At 70.0% G+C, this 16260-nt stretch carries 8 protein-coding genes; 5 read left to right on the top strand and 3 right to left on the bottom strand.

Features of this window, described 5'->3' with window-relative positions; all coding sequences use genetic code 11:
• Positions 1-379 precede the first annotated feature (379 nt).
• Both AC07NX_RS02630 and AC07NX_RS02625 read left to right on the top strand, forming a co-directional pair.
• A complete protein-coding gene (locus tag AC07NX_RS02630) occupies positions 380-3136 on the top strand; it encodes a TonB-dependent receptor (protein WP_494638855.1) in 2757 nt (918 codons plus the stop codon).
• An 86-nt stretch (positions 3137-3222) separates the two neighbouring features.
• Entirely contained in the window at positions 3223-5319 is a 2097-nt protein-coding gene (locus tag AC07NX_RS02625; RefSeq protein ID WP_494638854.1) for a beta-galactosidase, read from the top strand.
• Positions 5320-5530: 211 nt separating this feature from the next.
• Here AC07NX_RS02625 and AC07NX_RS02620 read toward each other — a convergent pair whose 3' ends face one another.
• Together AC07NX_RS02620 and AC07NX_RS02615 are read right to left on the bottom strand one after the other, a co-directional pair.
• A complete protein-coding gene (locus AC07NX_RS02620; protein ID WP_494638852.1) occupies positions 5531-6967 on the bottom strand; it encodes an OprO/OprP family phosphate-selective porin in 1437 nt (478 codons plus the stop codon).
• Positions 6968-7065: 98 nt separating this feature from the next.
• The gene (locus AC07NX_RS02615) at positions 7066-8406 is read right to left on the bottom strand and encodes a dicarboxylate/amino acid:cation symporter (RefSeq protein WP_494638850.1); all 1341 of its coding nucleotides are present in this window, start codon (positions 8404-8406) and stop codon (positions 7066-7068) included.
• 231 nt (positions 8407-8637) lie between these two features.
• Here AC07NX_RS02615 and AC07NX_RS02610 point away from each other — a divergent pair, with 231 nt between their 5' ends.
• From AC07NX_RS02610 to AC07NX_RS02600, 3 genes are all read left to right on the top strand, one after another.
• The gene (locus AC07NX_RS02610) at positions 8638-10458 is read left to right on the top strand and encodes a sensor histidine kinase (protein WP_494638848.1); all 1821 of its coding nucleotides are present in this window, start codon (positions 8638-8640) and stop codon (positions 10456-10458) included.
• Positions 10455-11813: a sigma-54-dependent transcriptional regulator gene (locus AC07NX_RS02605; RefSeq protein ID WP_494638847.1), complete on the top strand. Its 1359-nt coding sequence runs from the start codon at positions 10455-10457 to the stop codon at positions 11811-11813. Before AC07NX_RS02610 ends, AC07NX_RS02605 begins: the two co-directional genes overlap by 4 nt.
• A gap of 125 nt (positions 11814-11938) precedes the next feature.
• Entirely contained in the window at positions 11939-14539 is a 2601-nt protein-coding gene (locus AC07NX_RS02600; RefSeq protein WP_494638845.1) for a hybrid sensor histidine kinase/response regulator, read from the top strand.
• A gap of 34 nt (positions 14540-14573) precedes the next feature.
• Here the strand turns inward: AC07NX_RS02600 and treF are convergent, their stop codons facing one another.
• Positions 14574-16163 carry an alpha,alpha-trehalase TreF gene (gene treF / locus AC07NX_RS02595; RefSeq protein ID WP_494638843.1) on the bottom strand — a complete coding sequence of 530 codons (1590 nt, stop codon included), beginning with the start codon at positions 16161-16163 and terminating at the stop codon, positions 14574-14576.
• Positions 16164-16260 lie beyond the last annotated feature (97 nt).

Below are 16260 nucleotides of genomic sequence, written 5' to 3'. Positions count from 1 at the left end.
CTATATGTCCGCGTCGGCGCGCCGGGACCGCACGGATCCTGTGGGGCCTGAAGCCCGCGCGCCCGACCTCCTGCCATGCAAGGCAATAGGCCGGCAATCGAGGGTGCCATAAAGATCATGTAATTCAATGACTTCTTCATGATTCTGGCGTGAACCTTCATTTCCACGGGCGTGGCGAAATGGTATTAGTATTACAAACCTGTTGACGATCGGTGACGGGACGGGCACGTTTGGTCGGACAAATGCAGCCACGAGGAAAATACCTCGGGCTTGATCACTAGGGGGAACGATGAAACGTCTCGCTTTCATGCTGTCGGTTGCGCCGATGGCGCTTTTGGCCATGCCTGCCGCGGCGCAGACGGCGCCAGCAAGTCCGGTATTGTCTGACAAGTCTGCCCCGGCCAAGCGAGGCGCCGCAACGCCCGTGACGGCCGGCTCGGCGAAGGACGACGCGGCCGTCGACGAAATCGTCGTGACCGGCCTGCGGGAAAGCCTGCGGTCGGCCCAGCAGATCAAGCGCAACTCCGACGCCATTCTCGACGCGGTCGTCGCCGAGGACATCGGCAAGCTTCCCGACAACACCGCCGCCGAGACCCTGGCGCGCATCACCGGCGTGCAGGTCGAACGGTTCAGCGACGAGGCCAACCGCGTGCTGATCCGTGGCCTGCCGGATGTCGCCACCACCTATAACGGCCGCGAGATCTTCACCGCCGAGCTGCGCCGCGTGCAGCTGCAGGACTTCCCGGCCCAGGCGCTGGCGGGGATCGAGGTCTACAAGTCCGGCACGGCCGAGATCGTCGAGCCCGGCCTGGCGGGCCTGATCAATGTCCGCACCCGCCGCCCCTTCGACTTCAAGGACTGGTTCGTCGGCGGCGGCGTCCGCGGCACCTACAACGACCAGACCAAGAAATACGACCCGAACGGCAACATCCTGGTCTCGGACCGCTGGGACACGCCGATCGGCGAGATCGGCGTCCTGGCCAATGCCACCTACGCCCAGTCGCAGTACCGCAACGGCGTGCGCTACAACAATCAGTGGATCCGTCAGGTCAGTCCCGCGTCCAGCGTTTCGCCGGCGAGCGCGGGCAACAGCTTCTACCATCCCCACTCCGTCGGCCTCTACAACGACGGCGGCAAGCGCTTCCGACCCTCCGGGAACATCGCCCTCCAGTGGCGGCCGAACGACAAGCTCGAGATCTATTTCGACGGCATCTACCAGGGCTATCGCGGCCGGCAGGCGACCGACAACCTGGATGTCAACCTGCGCGACTGGGATTCGACGGTGCAGCAGGATCCCACGCTGACGAACGTCACCCTGGTGCCGGGCAAGCCCGACCAGGCGGCCGGCTTCACCAAGACCGGCGGCGTTGCGCCCCAGGCCTACCGCTCGACCGGCGCCGACCATACCAACACCTACCAGGGCGCGGTCGGCGCGACCTGGCGCGGCGATCGCCTGACCCTGTCCACCGACCTGGCCTACGAGGACAGCGAGTACGAGGCCCGCAACTGGAGCCTGGACAGCGCCTTCGCCTCGCCTCCGACGGTGGTCGTGAACTTCAACGAGAAGGACGGCGCGGCCTTCGACATCACCAACTTCGACGCCGCCAACCCCGCCAACTACTACTGGCGCGGCTATTACGAGCGGCACTACATCGCCAAGGGCAGCGGCGTGCAGTGGCGGGGCGACGCCAAGTTCGACACGGGCGCCTCCTGGCTGCCGGAAATCAAGTTCGGCCTGCGCTTCACCGACCGGGACGCCTCGCTGATCCAGGGCTCGCGCTACGCCTGGGTGCTGCCCCTGAAGCTGCCCCTGGCCGGCCTCCCCGTGGGCGAGCTGCAGATGGTCGAGGATCCGTTCCGCGGAAACTCGCAGGGCTTCACCCAGTACCTGATGCCGACGCGTGACGGGATCGCCGGAAACTACGCGGGGCTGCAGCAACGCTCCATCGCCGCCCTGCAGCAGCTGGTGGCGCTGAATCCCAACGACCAGGGCTACAAGGACACGCTGAAGGCCTTCAGCAGCCCCGACGTGCCGCTGGACCAGGGCGGCGCCTTCAGCGCCACCGAGCAAAGCTACGCGGAATACGCTCAGGCGAAATACGCCTTCGACGTGGGCTCGATCGCGATCGACGGCGTGGTCGGCGTCCGGGTCGTCCAGACCCTCGGCGAATATTCCGGCACCTCGCGGGTTTCCGTCAACGGGACCACGAGCCTGATCCCGCGGACCATCCGGCAGAACTACACCGACGTGCTGCCGAACGTCAGTCTGCGGATCCGGCCGATCGACAAGCTGCAGCTGCGCCTCGGCTACACCCAGACGCGCACCCGTGTCGATTTCGGGGCGCTCAACCCGTCCCTGAACGTCACCCAGGTCGTGCGGGATCCTTCGCAGCCGGTCGATCCCAACGCGCCCCCGCAGCCGAACGCCTATGGCTCGGGCGGGAACCCCGACCTCCTGCCGCTCACGTCCGACAACTACGACGTCAGCGCCGAATACTACTTCTCGAGCACGGGCAGCATCACCGTCGCGGGCTTCTATCGCGACCTCTTCGGCTTCACGAGCAACTACACGCGGCGGATCCAGGATCCGGTCTACGGCCTGATCGAGATCAATCGCCCGGAGAATTCCGGCGCGGGCAAGATCAAGGGCTTTGAGGTCAGCGCCCAGACCTTCCTCGACTTCCTGCCCGAGGCGCTGAAGGGCTTCGGCGTCCAGGGGAACGTCACCTATATCGACGGCAAGAACCAGTTTCCCCAGACGCTGGGCGGCGACGGTGAATATGTCCGCATCACGGGCCTGTCGAAGTGGACCTACAACGCCGCCGTGTTCTACGAGCGGAACGGCGTGACGGGGCGGCTTTCCTACAATCACCGTTCGCCCTGGGTGAACTATTACCGCCAGGCCACCGACGGCTCGCAGTACACCGGCGTGGGCGTCAAGGCGATCTCCCGTCTGGACGCGTCGCTGAGCTACGACATCTCCAAGCACCTGACCGTCAGCTTTGACGTCTCCAACCTGCTGGCCAAGCCGTTCGAGAACTACAACAACTACCAGCCCGACCGCACCTATCCGGTCGATGTCCGCTACGAAGGCCGCTATTACGGCCTGGGCCTGCGCTTCCGCTTCGGCGAATGATGCAAGGACCGGCCGGCGGCGTCGCCGCTGGCCGGTCCGGCTGCTCCGGCGCCGCCGGCCCCTGATGAACGGCTCGGGAGGCCGGGATGCTGAACTTCGATCGACGCCTGCGGGCCATGGCGCTGGCCCTCCTGCTCGCCCTGGGCGGCGGACGGGCCGCGGCGGCGGCGGATCTCCCCGACACCATTCTCTTCGGCGTCGCCTATTACGACGAATACACCCCGACCGACCGGGTCGAGGAAGACGCGCGGATGATGCAGGCGGCGGGTATCACCGTCGTCCGCATCGCCGAGTCCACCTGGGGCACGCTGGAACCCCAGCCCGGCGTCTTCGACTTCAGCCACGTCGACCGGACCCTGGCGGCCATGCAGCGCCACGGGATCAAGGTGATCGTCGGCACGCCCACCTACGCCGTTCCCACCTGGCTGGCGCGCGAGCATCCCAACGTCCTGGTGACGACGCCGCGCGGCCGCGCCGAGTACGGCCGCCGCCAGAACATGGACATCACCGATCCCGACTACCGCCGGGCCGCCGAGCGGGTGATCGTCGCCCTGGTCGACCACGTGAAGGACCATCCGGCCGTCATCGGCTACCAGGTCGACAACGAGACCAAGGCCTACGACACCAGCGGTCCCAACGTGCAGGCCGCCTTCGTCGCCGACATGAAGCGCCGCTGGCCCGACCTGGACGCCCTGAACAAGGCCTACGGCCTGGACTACTGGAGCAACCGCATCAACCGGTGGGAGGACTTCCCGTCGGTCAACGGCTCGATCAACGCCAGCCTGTCCAACGCCTTCGCCCGGTTCCAGCGCGGCCTGGTCACCGACTTCCTGGCCTGGCAGGCCGGTCTGGTGCGGGCCCACGCCCGGCCGGGACAGTTCATCACCCAGAACTTCGACCTGAGCTGGCGGGGCCATTCGTTCGGCGTGCAGCCCGAGGTGAACCACTGGGAGGCGGCCCGGGCCCTCGACGTCGCCGGGATCGACATCTACCACCCCAGCCAGGACAAGCTGACCGGCGCCGAGATCGCCTTCGGCGGCGACCTGACCCGGTCCCTGCGCGACGGCCAGAACTACCTGGTGCTGGAGACCCAGGCCCAGGGCTTCCCCGAATGGACGCCCTATCCCGGCCAGCTTCGGCTGCAGGCCTTCAGCCACCTGGCGTCAGGCGCCAACATGGTCGAGTACTGGCACTGGGCCAGCACCGCCAACGCCATCGAGACCTACTGGCGCGGGGTGCTGTCGCAGGACTACCAGCCCAACGCTGTCTACGACGAGGCCAAGACCATCGGCGCCGACCTCAAGCGGCTGGGGCCGAAACTGGTCAATCTGAAGAAGCGCAACCGCGTCGCGCTCTATGTCAGCAACACCGCGCTGAGCGCCTTCGACTCGTTCAAGATCAGTTCGGACGTCGGCTACAACGACGTCATGCGTCCCTATTACGACGCCCTCTATCGGATGAACGTCGAGGTCGACATCCTGTCGCCCACCTCCAAGGCGCCGCTGTCCGACTACCAGATGATCGTCGTGCCCGCGCTCTACGCCGCCAGCGACGCCGAGATCGACCGGCTGAACGCCTACGCCAAGGCCGGCGGCCACCTGGTCTACACCTTCAAGAGCGGCTTCTCGGACGAGAACACCAAGGTGCGCTACACGTCCCAGCCCGGCCGGATCGCCGAGGCGGCGGGCGTGCGCTACGAGCAGTTCACCAGGCCCGAGGGCGTGTCCCTGGACGGCGATCCCTTCGCCGTCGGCGACAAGGATAATGCCGCCCGCTGGTGGATGGAGTTCCTGACGCCGACGACCGCGACCGTCGTCGCGCGCTACAAGCATCCCTCCTGGCCGGCCTATGCGGCGATGACCCGCAACGCCTACGGCAAGGGCGAGGTCGCCTATGTCGGCTTCATGCCGACCGACGCGATGATCGAGAAGATCCTGGCCGGCGAGGCCCGGCGCGCCGGCGTCGCGATCCCGGAAACCCGCTTTCCGGTCATCGTCCGCGGCGGCCAGCTGTCGAACGGACACGCCGTGCGCTATGTGCTGAACTATTCGGCCGCGCCGCGGCGCCTGGCGGGCGGGGCAGGGGCCGGGACCGAGCTGCTGTCCGGACGCAAGCTCGAGGCCGGCCAGGCCCTCGACCTGCCGCCCTGGGGCGTGGCGATCATCGAGGGCGCCGGGCGCTGATCGCGGGGGGGCGCATCAAGGGTTGAATCCCAACACCCGAATGTTGTCATCCCGGCCGGAACGAAGCGGAGAGCCGGCATCCAGGTGAACCGCACCGCATCGGCCCAGTCCCCTGGGTCCCGGACAGCCTCTGCGAGGCTTCCGGGATGACAACTGTCTTTGAATTGCTGGTGTTTTCGAACCTTGCGCGCCCAGGGCTCGAACGTCGCTCCTAAAACTCCACCTGCAGGCGGGCCTGGGCCACGGTGACGTCGGCGTCGAGCTGCGAGCCGGCGATGTTGCGGTTGTCGATCTTGGCCCGGGTCAGGTTCCCGGTCAGGCGGACGTAGCTGTAGGGATACCAGTTGGCCCCCAGGGTGACGCCGCGATAGATCCCGGCCGTGGCCAGGCCGGTCTGCAGCGACGGGGCGACCACGGTGTTGGCCGCCATGTCGCTGAGGTCGGCGTAGTCGTAGCGGGCCGCCAGCTCCACCGCCCCCAGGCCGCCCTTGTCCAGCGGGTGGAGCACCTTGATCCGCCCGAACGAGCCGTTGGGATTGTAGGGTCGCGTCTCGCCGGTCGGGAACCAGCTGACCGCGCCATAGGCGGTGACGATGTCGAAGTTCGGACCGCCCAGGGTCGGGCTCAGGGTGGTGGCGATGCGATCGACCCTGATCCGGGCGGCCTCGGCCTGCACCGACAGGGCGCGGTGCACCCAGGCGCCTTCCAGGGCCAGGGTGGTGTCGCCGTCGCCCACCGCGCCGGTGCTCAGCAGGGTGGCGCCGGCCGAGGTCTGCGGCCGGAAGGCGGTGTTGGCGGCGGCCGAATAGGTGAAGCCGGTCTCGCCGCCGCGATCGCGCCGCCGCGCCCAGGCGCCCAGGTGCAGGCGGTTGTTCTCCGACAGCTTGGGCGACCAGGTGGCCCGCACGGTCGCGCCGGAGCGCTCGACGGCCTGGTTGGGGTCGAAGCCGCCGGTCACGTCGGCCTTGTTGATGCTGTCGCCCTGCAGGGCCGCCCACAGCGACCAGTTGGGCCCGGTCCGCACGGCTTCAAGGGCCAGGGTGTAGCCGGCGTCGATCAGGTCGCCATAGGCGCCGCGCTCCATGAAGGTGATCGACTTGAACGAGGTCAGGCCCTCCAGCGAGGCGGCCTTCTGGTTGCCGGCCAGCAGCGAGGTCTGGCTGTCGAGTTTGTACTCGATGATGGCGTCGTCCCAGCCCCAGGCGCCGCCGCTGACCGCGCCGCCCTCCAGGCGATAGGCCCAGCGGCCGGTCTGGCCCTCGACGCCCAGGAACAGCTGGCGGGCGCGGAACTGGCGGGCGTGATAGTCGGCCAGACCGTCGCGCTCGGTGGTGGAGTCCACCGCGTCCAGCGACATCCGCCCGCGCAGCTTGAAGGTCGCGCCGGACGCCGGGTCGGTGAAGCGCGGCGAGTTTTCCCAGCGGATTGGCTCGGCGGCCGGCTTGGACGGCAGGGTCTGGATCGGCGCGGCGGCTGGAGTTGGGGCGGCGGCGGGCGGGACGGCTGCGGCCTGGCGTTCCAGGACGTCGAGCCGGGCCTGCAGCGCTTGGATCTGCGCCTTCAGGGCCGCGAGGTCGGGGTCTTCGGCGTGGGCCGCGCCGGCGAGGCTGGCGGCGACCAGGGCCGTGGTGGCGAAAAGCATGCGCATGACGGAGTCTCCCCGTCTTCGGCGCCACGCGCCGGAAGCCGGTGGTCAGGATGGGGACGGGAGGGAGGCCGGCGGGGCGGCCTCCCGCAGAAGAAGGCCTATTGGGCCGCGATCGTGACCGGGTCGGGCGTGGGCTCGACGTCGGACGGGGCCGGATGGCCGGCCAGGGCCGCCTCCAGCTGGTCCTTGTCCAGGGCGTTCTCCCAGCGGCTGACGACGATGGTCGCCACGGCGTTGCCGATGAAGTTGGTCAGGGCCCGGCACTCGGACATGAACCGGTCGACGCCGAGGATCAGGGCCATGCCGGCCACCGGCACCGACGGCACCACCGACAGGGTGGCGGCCAGGGTGATGAACCCGGCGCCGGTGACGCCAGCCGCGCCCTTGGAGCTCAGCATGGCCACGCCCAGGAGCAGCAGCTGGTCGCCGATCGACAGGTGGACGCCGGTGGCCTGGGCGATGAACAGCGCCGCCAGGGTCATGTAGATGTTGGTGCCGTCCAGATTGAACGAGTAGCCGGTCGGCACGACCAGGCCGACCACCGGCTTGGAGCAGCCGGCCCGCTCCAGCTTGTCGATCAGGCTGGGCAGGGCCGATTCCGACGAACTGGTGCCCAGCACCAGCAGCAGTTCGCTCTTCAGGTAGCGGATCAGGCGCAGGATCGAGAAGCCGTTGAAGCGCGCCACCGCGCCGAGGATCACCAGCACGAACACCAGGGAGGTGGCGTAGAAGGTCCCGACCAGGGCGGCCAGGTTGATCACCGAGCCGATGCCGTACTTGCCGATCGTGAAGGCGAAGGCCCCGAAGGCGCCGATCGGGGCGGCCTTCATCAGAATGCCGACCAGGCGGAAGAAGGCGTGGGCGATGGACTCCAGCAGGTCGACCACCGGCTGGCCCTTGTCGCCGACCAGGGCCAGGGCGACGCCGAACAGGATCGAGAAGAACAGCACCTGCAGGATGTCGCCGTCGGCGAAGGCCCCGGTGACCGTGGCGGGGATGATGTTGCTCAGGAAGCCGACGATCGTCGTCTCGTGGGCCTTGGCCGCGTAGTCGGCGACCTTGTCGCTGTGCAGGCTGGCCGGGTCGATGTTCATGCCGGCCCCGGGCTGGACGACATTGGCCACCACCATGCCCAGGACCAGGGCCAGGGTCGAGAAGGTGAGGAAGTAGACGAAGGCCTTCAGCACCACGCGGCCGAACTTGCCCAGGTCGCGCATGCCGGCGATGCCGGTGACCACGGTCAGGAAGATCACCGGGGCGATGACCATCTTCACCAGCTTGATGAAGGCGTCGCCCAGCGGTTTGAGGGATTCCCCGAAGCCCGGGTAGAAATGGCCGATCAGGGCGCCGGCCGTGATGGCGATCAGCACCTGGACATAGAGGTGGGCGTACCAGCGACCGGGGCGCGACGGCGCTGCGGCGGGGGTCTGCGGAATCATCGGCGGGCTCCTGGGCTCGTTTCCTCGCGCGTCTCTGAAGGCGTGGCGCTTGGTCCTAGAGTGCGGGATTTTCACCGCCGCGTTCTTGGATTTCTTCATATTCTCCATAAGTCAATGATTTTTAGGAATATAATTCGGGTTTCTTCTTGCCTTGACGCTTCAATCCGTATCGTATTCCGCCCACGAAGATCCGTATCTGTGTGGTATATGGCACAATTCTCGGAGGCTGGCTTGACCGCATCTTCGACCTCGGACGCGCCGGTTTCGCGCCGCCGCCTGCTCGGCCTGGCCCTGGTGGCGGCCCTCATCGGCCTGATCCTGGCCTGGACGGTCGGGGCGTTGACGCAGCATCGCGCCATGGCCAGCCTGCGGTCGCGGGCGACGGCCTCGGCGGCGCTGCACGCGGCGGTGCTGCGCAGCGAGCTCGACAAGCAGCGGGCCCTGCCCCTGGTCCTGGCCGACGACGCCGACCTGGAGGCGGCCCTGTCCAGCCGCGCGCCCGCCCGCCTGGCCGCCCTGTCGCGCAAGCTGGAGACCCTTGGCCTCCAGGCCCGCGCCGCCGCCGTCTATGTCATCGCCGCCGACGGCGTGACCGTCGCGGCCAGCAACTGGAACCGGCCGGCCAGCTTCGTCGGTTCGAACTACGGCTTTCGCCCCTATTTCACCGAAGCGATGCGCCAGGGCCAGGCCGAGCAGTTCGCCCTGGGCACGGTCAGCCGCAAGCCGGGCCTCTACCTGACCCGTCGGGTGGACGGGGCCGCGGGACCGCTGGGCGTGGTGGTGGTCAAGCTGGAGTTCGACGGCGTCGAGGCGGCCTGGCGGGCCATCGGCGAGCCCGCCTTCGTGGTCGATCAGCGCGGTCTGGTGCTGATCACCAGCCAGCCCGACTGGCGCTTCCAGACGCGCCGTCCGCTGTCCGAGAAAGATCGCGCGGCGCTGCGGGAACAGGGCCAGTTCGGCGATGCGGCGTTCGGGCCCTTGCCCTTGAGATCGCGCGGCGGCGACGGCGTCCAGCGGACCGACGTCGCCCGCGCCGAACGCCAGGTCGAGACCCTGTTGCCGCAGGTCGCGCCCGGCTGGACGCTGCACCTGCTGACCGCCGCCGCCCCCGCCGACCAGGCGGCGGCGGCGGCGCGCTGGATCACCGCCCTGGTCTGGACCCTCCTGTGCACGGTGCTGTTCTGGCTGTGGATCCGCCGCCGGCGCATCCGCCTGGCCGCCCAGCGCGAACGCGAGGCCCGCGTCGAGCTCGAGCGGCGGGTCGAGGTCCGCACCCAGGAGCTGACCGAGGTCAACCGCGCCCTGTCGCGCGAGGTCGACGAGCGGCAGCGGACCGAGACCCGGCTGCGAGCGCTGCAGGCTGACCTCGTCCAGGCCAACAAGCTGGCGGCCCTGGGCCAGATCGCCGCCGGGGTGGCGCACGAGATCAACCAGCCGGTCGCCGCCATCCGGGCCAACGCCGACAACGGGCTGGTGCTGATCGGTCGCGGCAAGCCGGAGACGGCGCGGGAGAACCTGGTGGCGATCGCCGCCATGACCGAGCGGATCGGCCGGATCACCGACGAACTGCGGGCCTTCTCGCGCAAGGCCGATGGCCGGGTGGAGCCGACCCTGGTGTCCGAGGTCGTCGAGGGTTCGGTCTTGCTGACCGCCAGCCGGTCGCGCCGTCACGACGCGCGCCTGGTCCGCCAGGGCGAGACGCCGGGCCTGAGGGTGCTGGGCGAGCGGATCCGCCTGGAGCAGGTGCTGGTCAACCTGCTGCAGAACGCATTCGAGGCGGTGGAGCATCGCGCCCAGGGCCTGGTGACCCTGACCGTGCGCGACGCCGGCGACACGGTGGAGATCGCCGTCGCCGACAACGGGCCGGGGCTGGCTCCGGAGGTCGAGCGCGGCCTGTTCACACCCTTCCTGACCACCAAGTCCCAGGGCCTGGGCCTGGGACTGGTCATCGCCCGCGACATCGCGGCCGGCTTCGGCGGCCAGCTGACCGCCGCTTCGGTCCCCGGCGAGGGCGCGACCTTCACCCTGATCCTGCGCAAGGCCGACCGATGAGCGCCGCGGCGGGCAAGGTCCTGTTCGTCGACGACGACGACGCCCTGCGGGTGGCCGCCGTCCAGGGGCTTGAGCTGGCCGGCTTCGACGTCGCGGCCTTCGACAGCGGTCCCGCGGCGCTGAAGGCGCTGTCGCGCGACTTCGCGGGCGCGGTGGTCTCCGACGTCCGCATGCCGGGCATGGACGGCCTGGCGCTGTTCGCGCGCGTCCAGGCGATCGACCCGGACATTCCGGTGCTGCTGATCACCGGCCATGGCGACGTGGCCATGGCCGTGGCCGCCCTGAAGGACGGCGTCTACGACTTCGTCTCCAAGCCCTTCCCGATCGAGCGGCTGGCGGTGGCCCTGGCGCGCGCCCTGGAGAAGCGGAGCCTGGTGCTCGACAACCGGCGCCTGGAGGCGGCGGCCGCCCAGGCGACGGCCGGCTCGCCCCTGCTCGGCGAGGCCCCGGTCATGCAGCGCCTGCGGGCGACGATCGCCCAGCTGGCCGAGGCCGAGGTCGACGTGCTGATCCAGGGCGAGACCGGGGTCGGCAAGGACCTGGTCGCCCAGGCCCTGCACCGCGGCGGTCCGCGGCGCGCCCGCCCCATGGCCACGGTCAACTGCGCGGCCCTGCCCGAGGCGGTGTTCGAGGCCGAGTTGTTCGGGGTGGCGGGCGGCGCGGCGGGCGGCCGGCCCCGCATCGGCCGTCTGGAGCTCGCCGATCGCGGCGTGCTGTTTCTCGACGAGATCGAGGGCCTGACGCCGACCATGCAGGCCAAGCTGCTGCGGGTGGTCGAGGAACGGGAGATCTGGCCGATCGGCGCGGCCGAGCCCCGGCACCTGGACTTCCGGATCATCGCGGCCGGCAAGATCGACCTGGCCGAACCGGTCCGCGACGGTCTCTTCCGGGCCGACCTCTACTACCGGCTGAACGTCGTCACCCTGGTGGTGCCGCCGCTACGCGAACGGCGCGAGGACGTGCCGATGCTGTTCGGGCATTTCCTGGCCGAGGCCGCGGCGCGGTTTCGCCGGCCCGTTCCACGCCTGACGGCCGCGGTCCGCGACCATCTGCTGGCCCATGATTGGCCCGGCAACGTGCGGGAACTGGCGCACTACGCCGAACGCGTGGCGCTGGGCCTGTCGTCCGCCATCGTCGCCGAGGCGGGGACCGGCGGTCAGGCCGAGGGCCTGGCCGAGCGCGTCGAGCGGTACGAGGCGATGGCGATCCGTGAAACCCTGGCCGCCTGCAACGGCGACGCGCGCACCGCGATGGGCCTGCTGCGCACGCCGCGCAAGACCTTCTACGACAAGCTGCGCCGCCACGGGATCGAGATCGACGCCTATCGGCCCGCCCGGCGCGGCCCTCGGGCCTGATGGCGCGCGGGGGCCTTCGACAGGGGCGATACGTCGCAGGAGTCTTGGCGCTTTTAGACGGCGCGTTAAGCGTGGCTGCATCAACTCGTGATCTGGTCCGGCCGGAGACGAACGGGGGATCGCCGATGGCGACAATCAGGATCGCTGGCGGACGCGCCGGTCGCGCGGCCTTGGCGGTCGCGCTGGCCCTGGCCGCGCTGCCGGCCGGCGCGGCGCAGGCCGAAACCCGGGAGGCGCGCCTCGACGCCCTGGGCGCGCAGATCCGCGCCCACCGCGGCACGCTGACGCCGGCCCTGATCGAGGCCATGGGCCGCTCCGCGCTGGAAGCCAAGGGTGACGCGCGCTTCTACGGCGGCTGGCGCGTGCTGAACTACTACCGCAACAACGGCCAGGACGCCGATTTCGAACGCTGGGGCGACCAGTTGCGCAAGGTCGCGGCGCGCGACGGCGAGCCGAGGCTGGCCGGCATGGTCGAGGCGATGACGCTGTCTGCGCCGGTGCTGTCCGGACGAACGGACGACCTGGACGACGCGGTCTGGAGCCGGTTCGACGCCGCGGGTCCCGACGTCCGCCGCGTGGCCCAGCTGGAGCGCCTGCGCGTGGCGGTCGCCCTGAGCCATTGGGCCAGGGCCTCGACCGTGGGCGCGGCGTTGATCCGCGACGTCGACGGCCCAGATCGTCTGACCTGGCCCCTGGCGGCGGAGGCCCACACCCAGCTGTCGACGACGCTGGGCGATCTTGGCGACCATGTCAGCGCGCTGGACCACATGGCCGCGGCCGCCGACCTGGACCGCAGGATCGGGTCGGCGACCCAGGACGCCGAGCGTGTCTACAACCTGGCCTACATGGCCAGCGCGGCCGGCGAATACGCCGCCGCCGAACGGCTGGCGGCCCTGCACGGCGAGGTCATCAAGACGTCCGGCGGCCCCCGGGCCACCTTCTTCAACCGCTATCTCTGCGCCTCGATCGCCTATGATCAGGCGCAATGGGCGCGGACCCTGCGCTGCCTGGACGACATCGCGCCGCTCCTCGACAAGCCCGAGGACGCATGGGCCGTGGGGGTCTTGCGCCTGAGGCTGGAGGTCAAGGCGCGCCTCGGCGACGCCAAGGGAGCCCGCCGCGATTTCGCGAGGCTGCGCGCCGCGCCTGACGGTCTGGGCGCCGAGGATCCGCTGTCCGACCTGTTCAGCGACGCCTACGCCCTGCGGGCCGAGAAGCGGGGCCTGGAGGCCTTCGACGTCTATGACCGCTGGCGCCGCAAGGCGATGCGGGCCATGGACGAAGACCATCAGCACAAGATCGCCGACATTTCCTCGGCCCTGCAGGCCGAGCTGGGCGCCAAGCGCGAGCGGCTGCAGCACGTGGAGAAGGAGGCCGCGCTCCAGCGCGGGCTGAACACGGCCTGGACCCTGGTCGCCGGCCTGATGACGCTGCTGGCGGCCGGCGGCGCGGCCTGGATCGTCCACCAGCGGCGGGCCTCGCGGGAACTGCGCGACGCGCGGGCCCGCGCCGAGGCCGCCAGCGAGGCCAAGTCGACCTTCCTGGCCACCATGAGCCACGAGCTGCGCACGCCCCTGAACGGCATGCTGGGCCTGGCCCAGACGCTGAAGCTGGAGCCGCTGGAGCCCGGCGAACGCGAACAGGTGGAGCTGCTGGAGGATTCGGGCCGCAACCTTCTGACCCTGCTCAACGATGTGCTGGACCTGTCCAAGATCGAGGCCGGCAAGCTGGACATCGCGCCGATCCCCGGCGACCTGGTCCAGACCTGCGCCCGCCTGGTCCGAGTCCATGGCGCCCTGGCCGCGGACAAGGGGCTGGCGATCACCTTCGACGCGGCCGCCGACACGCCCGCCAGGCTGTCGTTCGATCCGGTGCGGGTGCGCCAGTGCGTTTCCAACCTGCTGTCCAACGCCGTCAAGTTCACCGCCCAGGGCGAGGTCGCGATGACCTTGCGGTGCGAGCCCCTGGCGGACGGCGACGTGATGGCGACGATCCGCGTCGCCGACACCGGGGTGGGCATGGCGCCGCAGACCCTGGCCAAGCTGTTCGGGGCCTATGTGCAGGCCGACGCGGAGACCACGCGCCGGTTCGGCGGCACGGGCCTGGGACTCAACATCACCCGCCGCCTGGCCGGGATGATGGGCGGCGGCGTGACCGTCGAGAGCCAGGAGGGTGTCGGCTCGACCTTCACCCTGTCCTTCCGCTGCGGCGCGCCGACCATGGAGGCGCCCCAGGCCGAAGCCGAGGAAGCCGCCGCGCCCTTCGACCTCCAGGGCCGCAGGGTCCTGCTGGTCGATGACCATCCGGTGAACCGCAAGGTGGTCGGCGTGATGCTGGCGCCGTTCGGCTGCGTGGTGGTCGAGGCCGAGCACGGACAGGCCGCGCTGGACCGGCTGGAGACCGACCGTTTCGACGTGGTGCTGATGGACGTCAACATGCCGGTGATGGACGGGCTGGAGGCGACGCGCCGCATCCGCGCGCGCCCGGACTGGGCCGGACTGCCGATCATCGCCCTGACCGCCGACGTGATGGACGACCAGGTCCAGGCCTGCCGCGAGGCCGGCATGGACGACTTCGTGGTCAAGCCCGTGGACATGGCCGCGCTGGTCTCGGCCGTGACGCGCGCCGGCCGGACGTCGAGGCCGGCGAGCCACGAGGCTGACGGGGCGGGCGGCCCGGGACCCTCCCGCGAACGGCGAAAGGCGCAGCTCGACGCCGAGGGCTGAGCGCACGGCGCGCCGGCCCTCGGCGCCTGGGCGTTCAGCGCGGCGCCGGATAGAGATCGAGCAAGGCGCGGGTCACGCCGTTGGTCCAGCCGAAACCGTCCTGCAGGGGATATTCGCCGCCGCCGCCGGCCTTGGCCTCCTCGACGTCGTACTTCTCCAGCATCTTGCCGCTGGCCTCGTACTCGCGGGCCACGGTGGCCAGCCAGCGCTCGCCGATGTCCTTGGCGAGCGCTTCCTCGCCGTAGCGGCGCAGGCCCGAGACCGCCACCCATTGCAGCGGCGCCCAGCCGTTGGGGGTGTCCCACTGCTGGCCGGTGGAGACGGTGGTGGTGCGCAGGCCGCCGGGGGCCAGCAGCAGGGCGCGGGTCGCCGCCGCCACCGCCTTGGCCTGGTCCGGGCTCGCCGCCCCGACGAACAGCGGATAGAGCGTCGCGGCGCTGGGATGGTCCAGCCGGGTCCGCTGGCGCCACTGGTAGTCCAGATAGAGACCGCGCGGGGCGTCCCAGAGCCAGGCGTCCATCGCCGCCTGGCGCGCCTTGGCCCGGCCGCTGAACGCGGCGACGCACGGCGCGTCCGCCAGGTCGGCGCAGCCGGCCGCGATCGCCGTCTCCAGGCCATAGAGCAGGGCGTTCAGGTCGACCGGGACGATCGCGGTGGTCTGGATGGTCTTCAGGCTCCCGCCGTCGGCCATCCAGCGCGAGCTGAAGTCCCAGCCGCTTTCGGCCCCCGAGCGCAGGTCGCGGAAGACCTCGCCGGCCGGGCGGCTGGTCGCCTCGCGCGCCGTCAGCACGTCCTCGCGGTAGGACTCGTCGCGCGGCGTGGTCCGGTCGTCGGCGTAGCGGTTGAGCACCGCCCCGTCGGGCAAGGCGACCACGCGGCGCCAGGCCTGGCCCGGCGCGAGGGTCTTCTCGCCGTCCATCCAGAAGGCGTGCTCGCGGCGCATCAGGTCCAGGCGCTGCTTGAACCGCGCCTTGTCGGTCTTGTCGGCGAGCCCGACCATGGCGAAATAGAACGGCGGCTGCGAGCGGCTGAGATAGTAGGTGCGCGTGCCGTTGGGGATGTGGCCGTAGCGGTCGACCAGCCCGCCGAAGTCGTCGACCATGCTTTCCACCGCGTCCCGGCGGCCGTCAGCGGCCAGGCCCAGCATCGTGAAATAGCTGTCCCAGTAGTACATCTCCCGGAACCGCCCGCCGGGCACCACGAACGGCTTGTCCAGCGGCAGGGCGCTGTCGCCGTCCACGGCCTTGACCGGCGGCCGGGTGAGCACCGGCCACAGGGCGGCGATGTGGGTCTTCAGCGTGGTGCGGTCCTGGGACGGCGGGGGCAGGGGCGCGCTTTGCGGCACGACGAAATTGGCCCGCACGAAGCGCTTCAGCTCGGCGTCGGTGAAGGCGGCATGGGCGCGGTAGGCGGCCAGGATCTGGGCCGGCGGACGCTTGGGCGTGGCGTCGACGAAGGTCTTGCCGTCCGGGAACAGCTTGCGCATCTGCACCTGGTGGAACAGCTCGCCATAGATGTCGGCGGGGGAGGGAACCTCGCTGGCCTTGGGCGCCTGGGCGAGGGCGAGCGTCGGAGAGGCGAGAGCCAGCCAGGCGATGGAGGCCAGTAGGGTGCGATGCTTCACGACAGGTCCTCCACATATCCGCTCATCCCGGCGAATGCCGGGACCCAGATGGAATGGCTCAGAGGCTGTTTCCAGGATCGCCGAGGTCTTCCAATCA

It is taken from the genome of Caulobacter sp. GW821-FHT09A05 (genome assembly GCF_059418465.1).
The sequence above is the reverse complement of the archived record's forward strand: the minus strand, read 5'-3'. Positions and strand labels throughout refer to the sequence as shown.

Coding starts and splice junctions, on each gene's coding strand:
- AC07NX_RS02605 (WP_494638847.1), top strand. CDS start 10,455: ATGAGCGCCGCGGCGGGCAAGGTCCTGTTCGTCGACGACGACGACGCC.
- AC07NX_RS02620 (WP_494638852.1), bottom strand. CDS start 6,967: ATGCGCATGCTTTTCGCCACCACGGCCCTGGTCGCCGCCAGCCTCGCC.
- AC07NX_RS02615 (WP_494638850.1), bottom strand. CDS start 8,406: ATGATTCCGCAGACCCCCGCCGCAGCGCCGTCGCGCCCCGGTCGCTGG.
- AC07NX_RS02625 (WP_494638854.1), top strand. CDS start 3,223: ATGCTGAACTTCGATCGACGCCTGCGGGCCATGGCGCTGGCCCTCCTG.
- AC07NX_RS02600 (WP_494638845.1), top strand. CDS start 11,939: ATGGCGACAATCAGGATCGCTGGCGGACGCGCCGGTCGCGCGGCCTTG.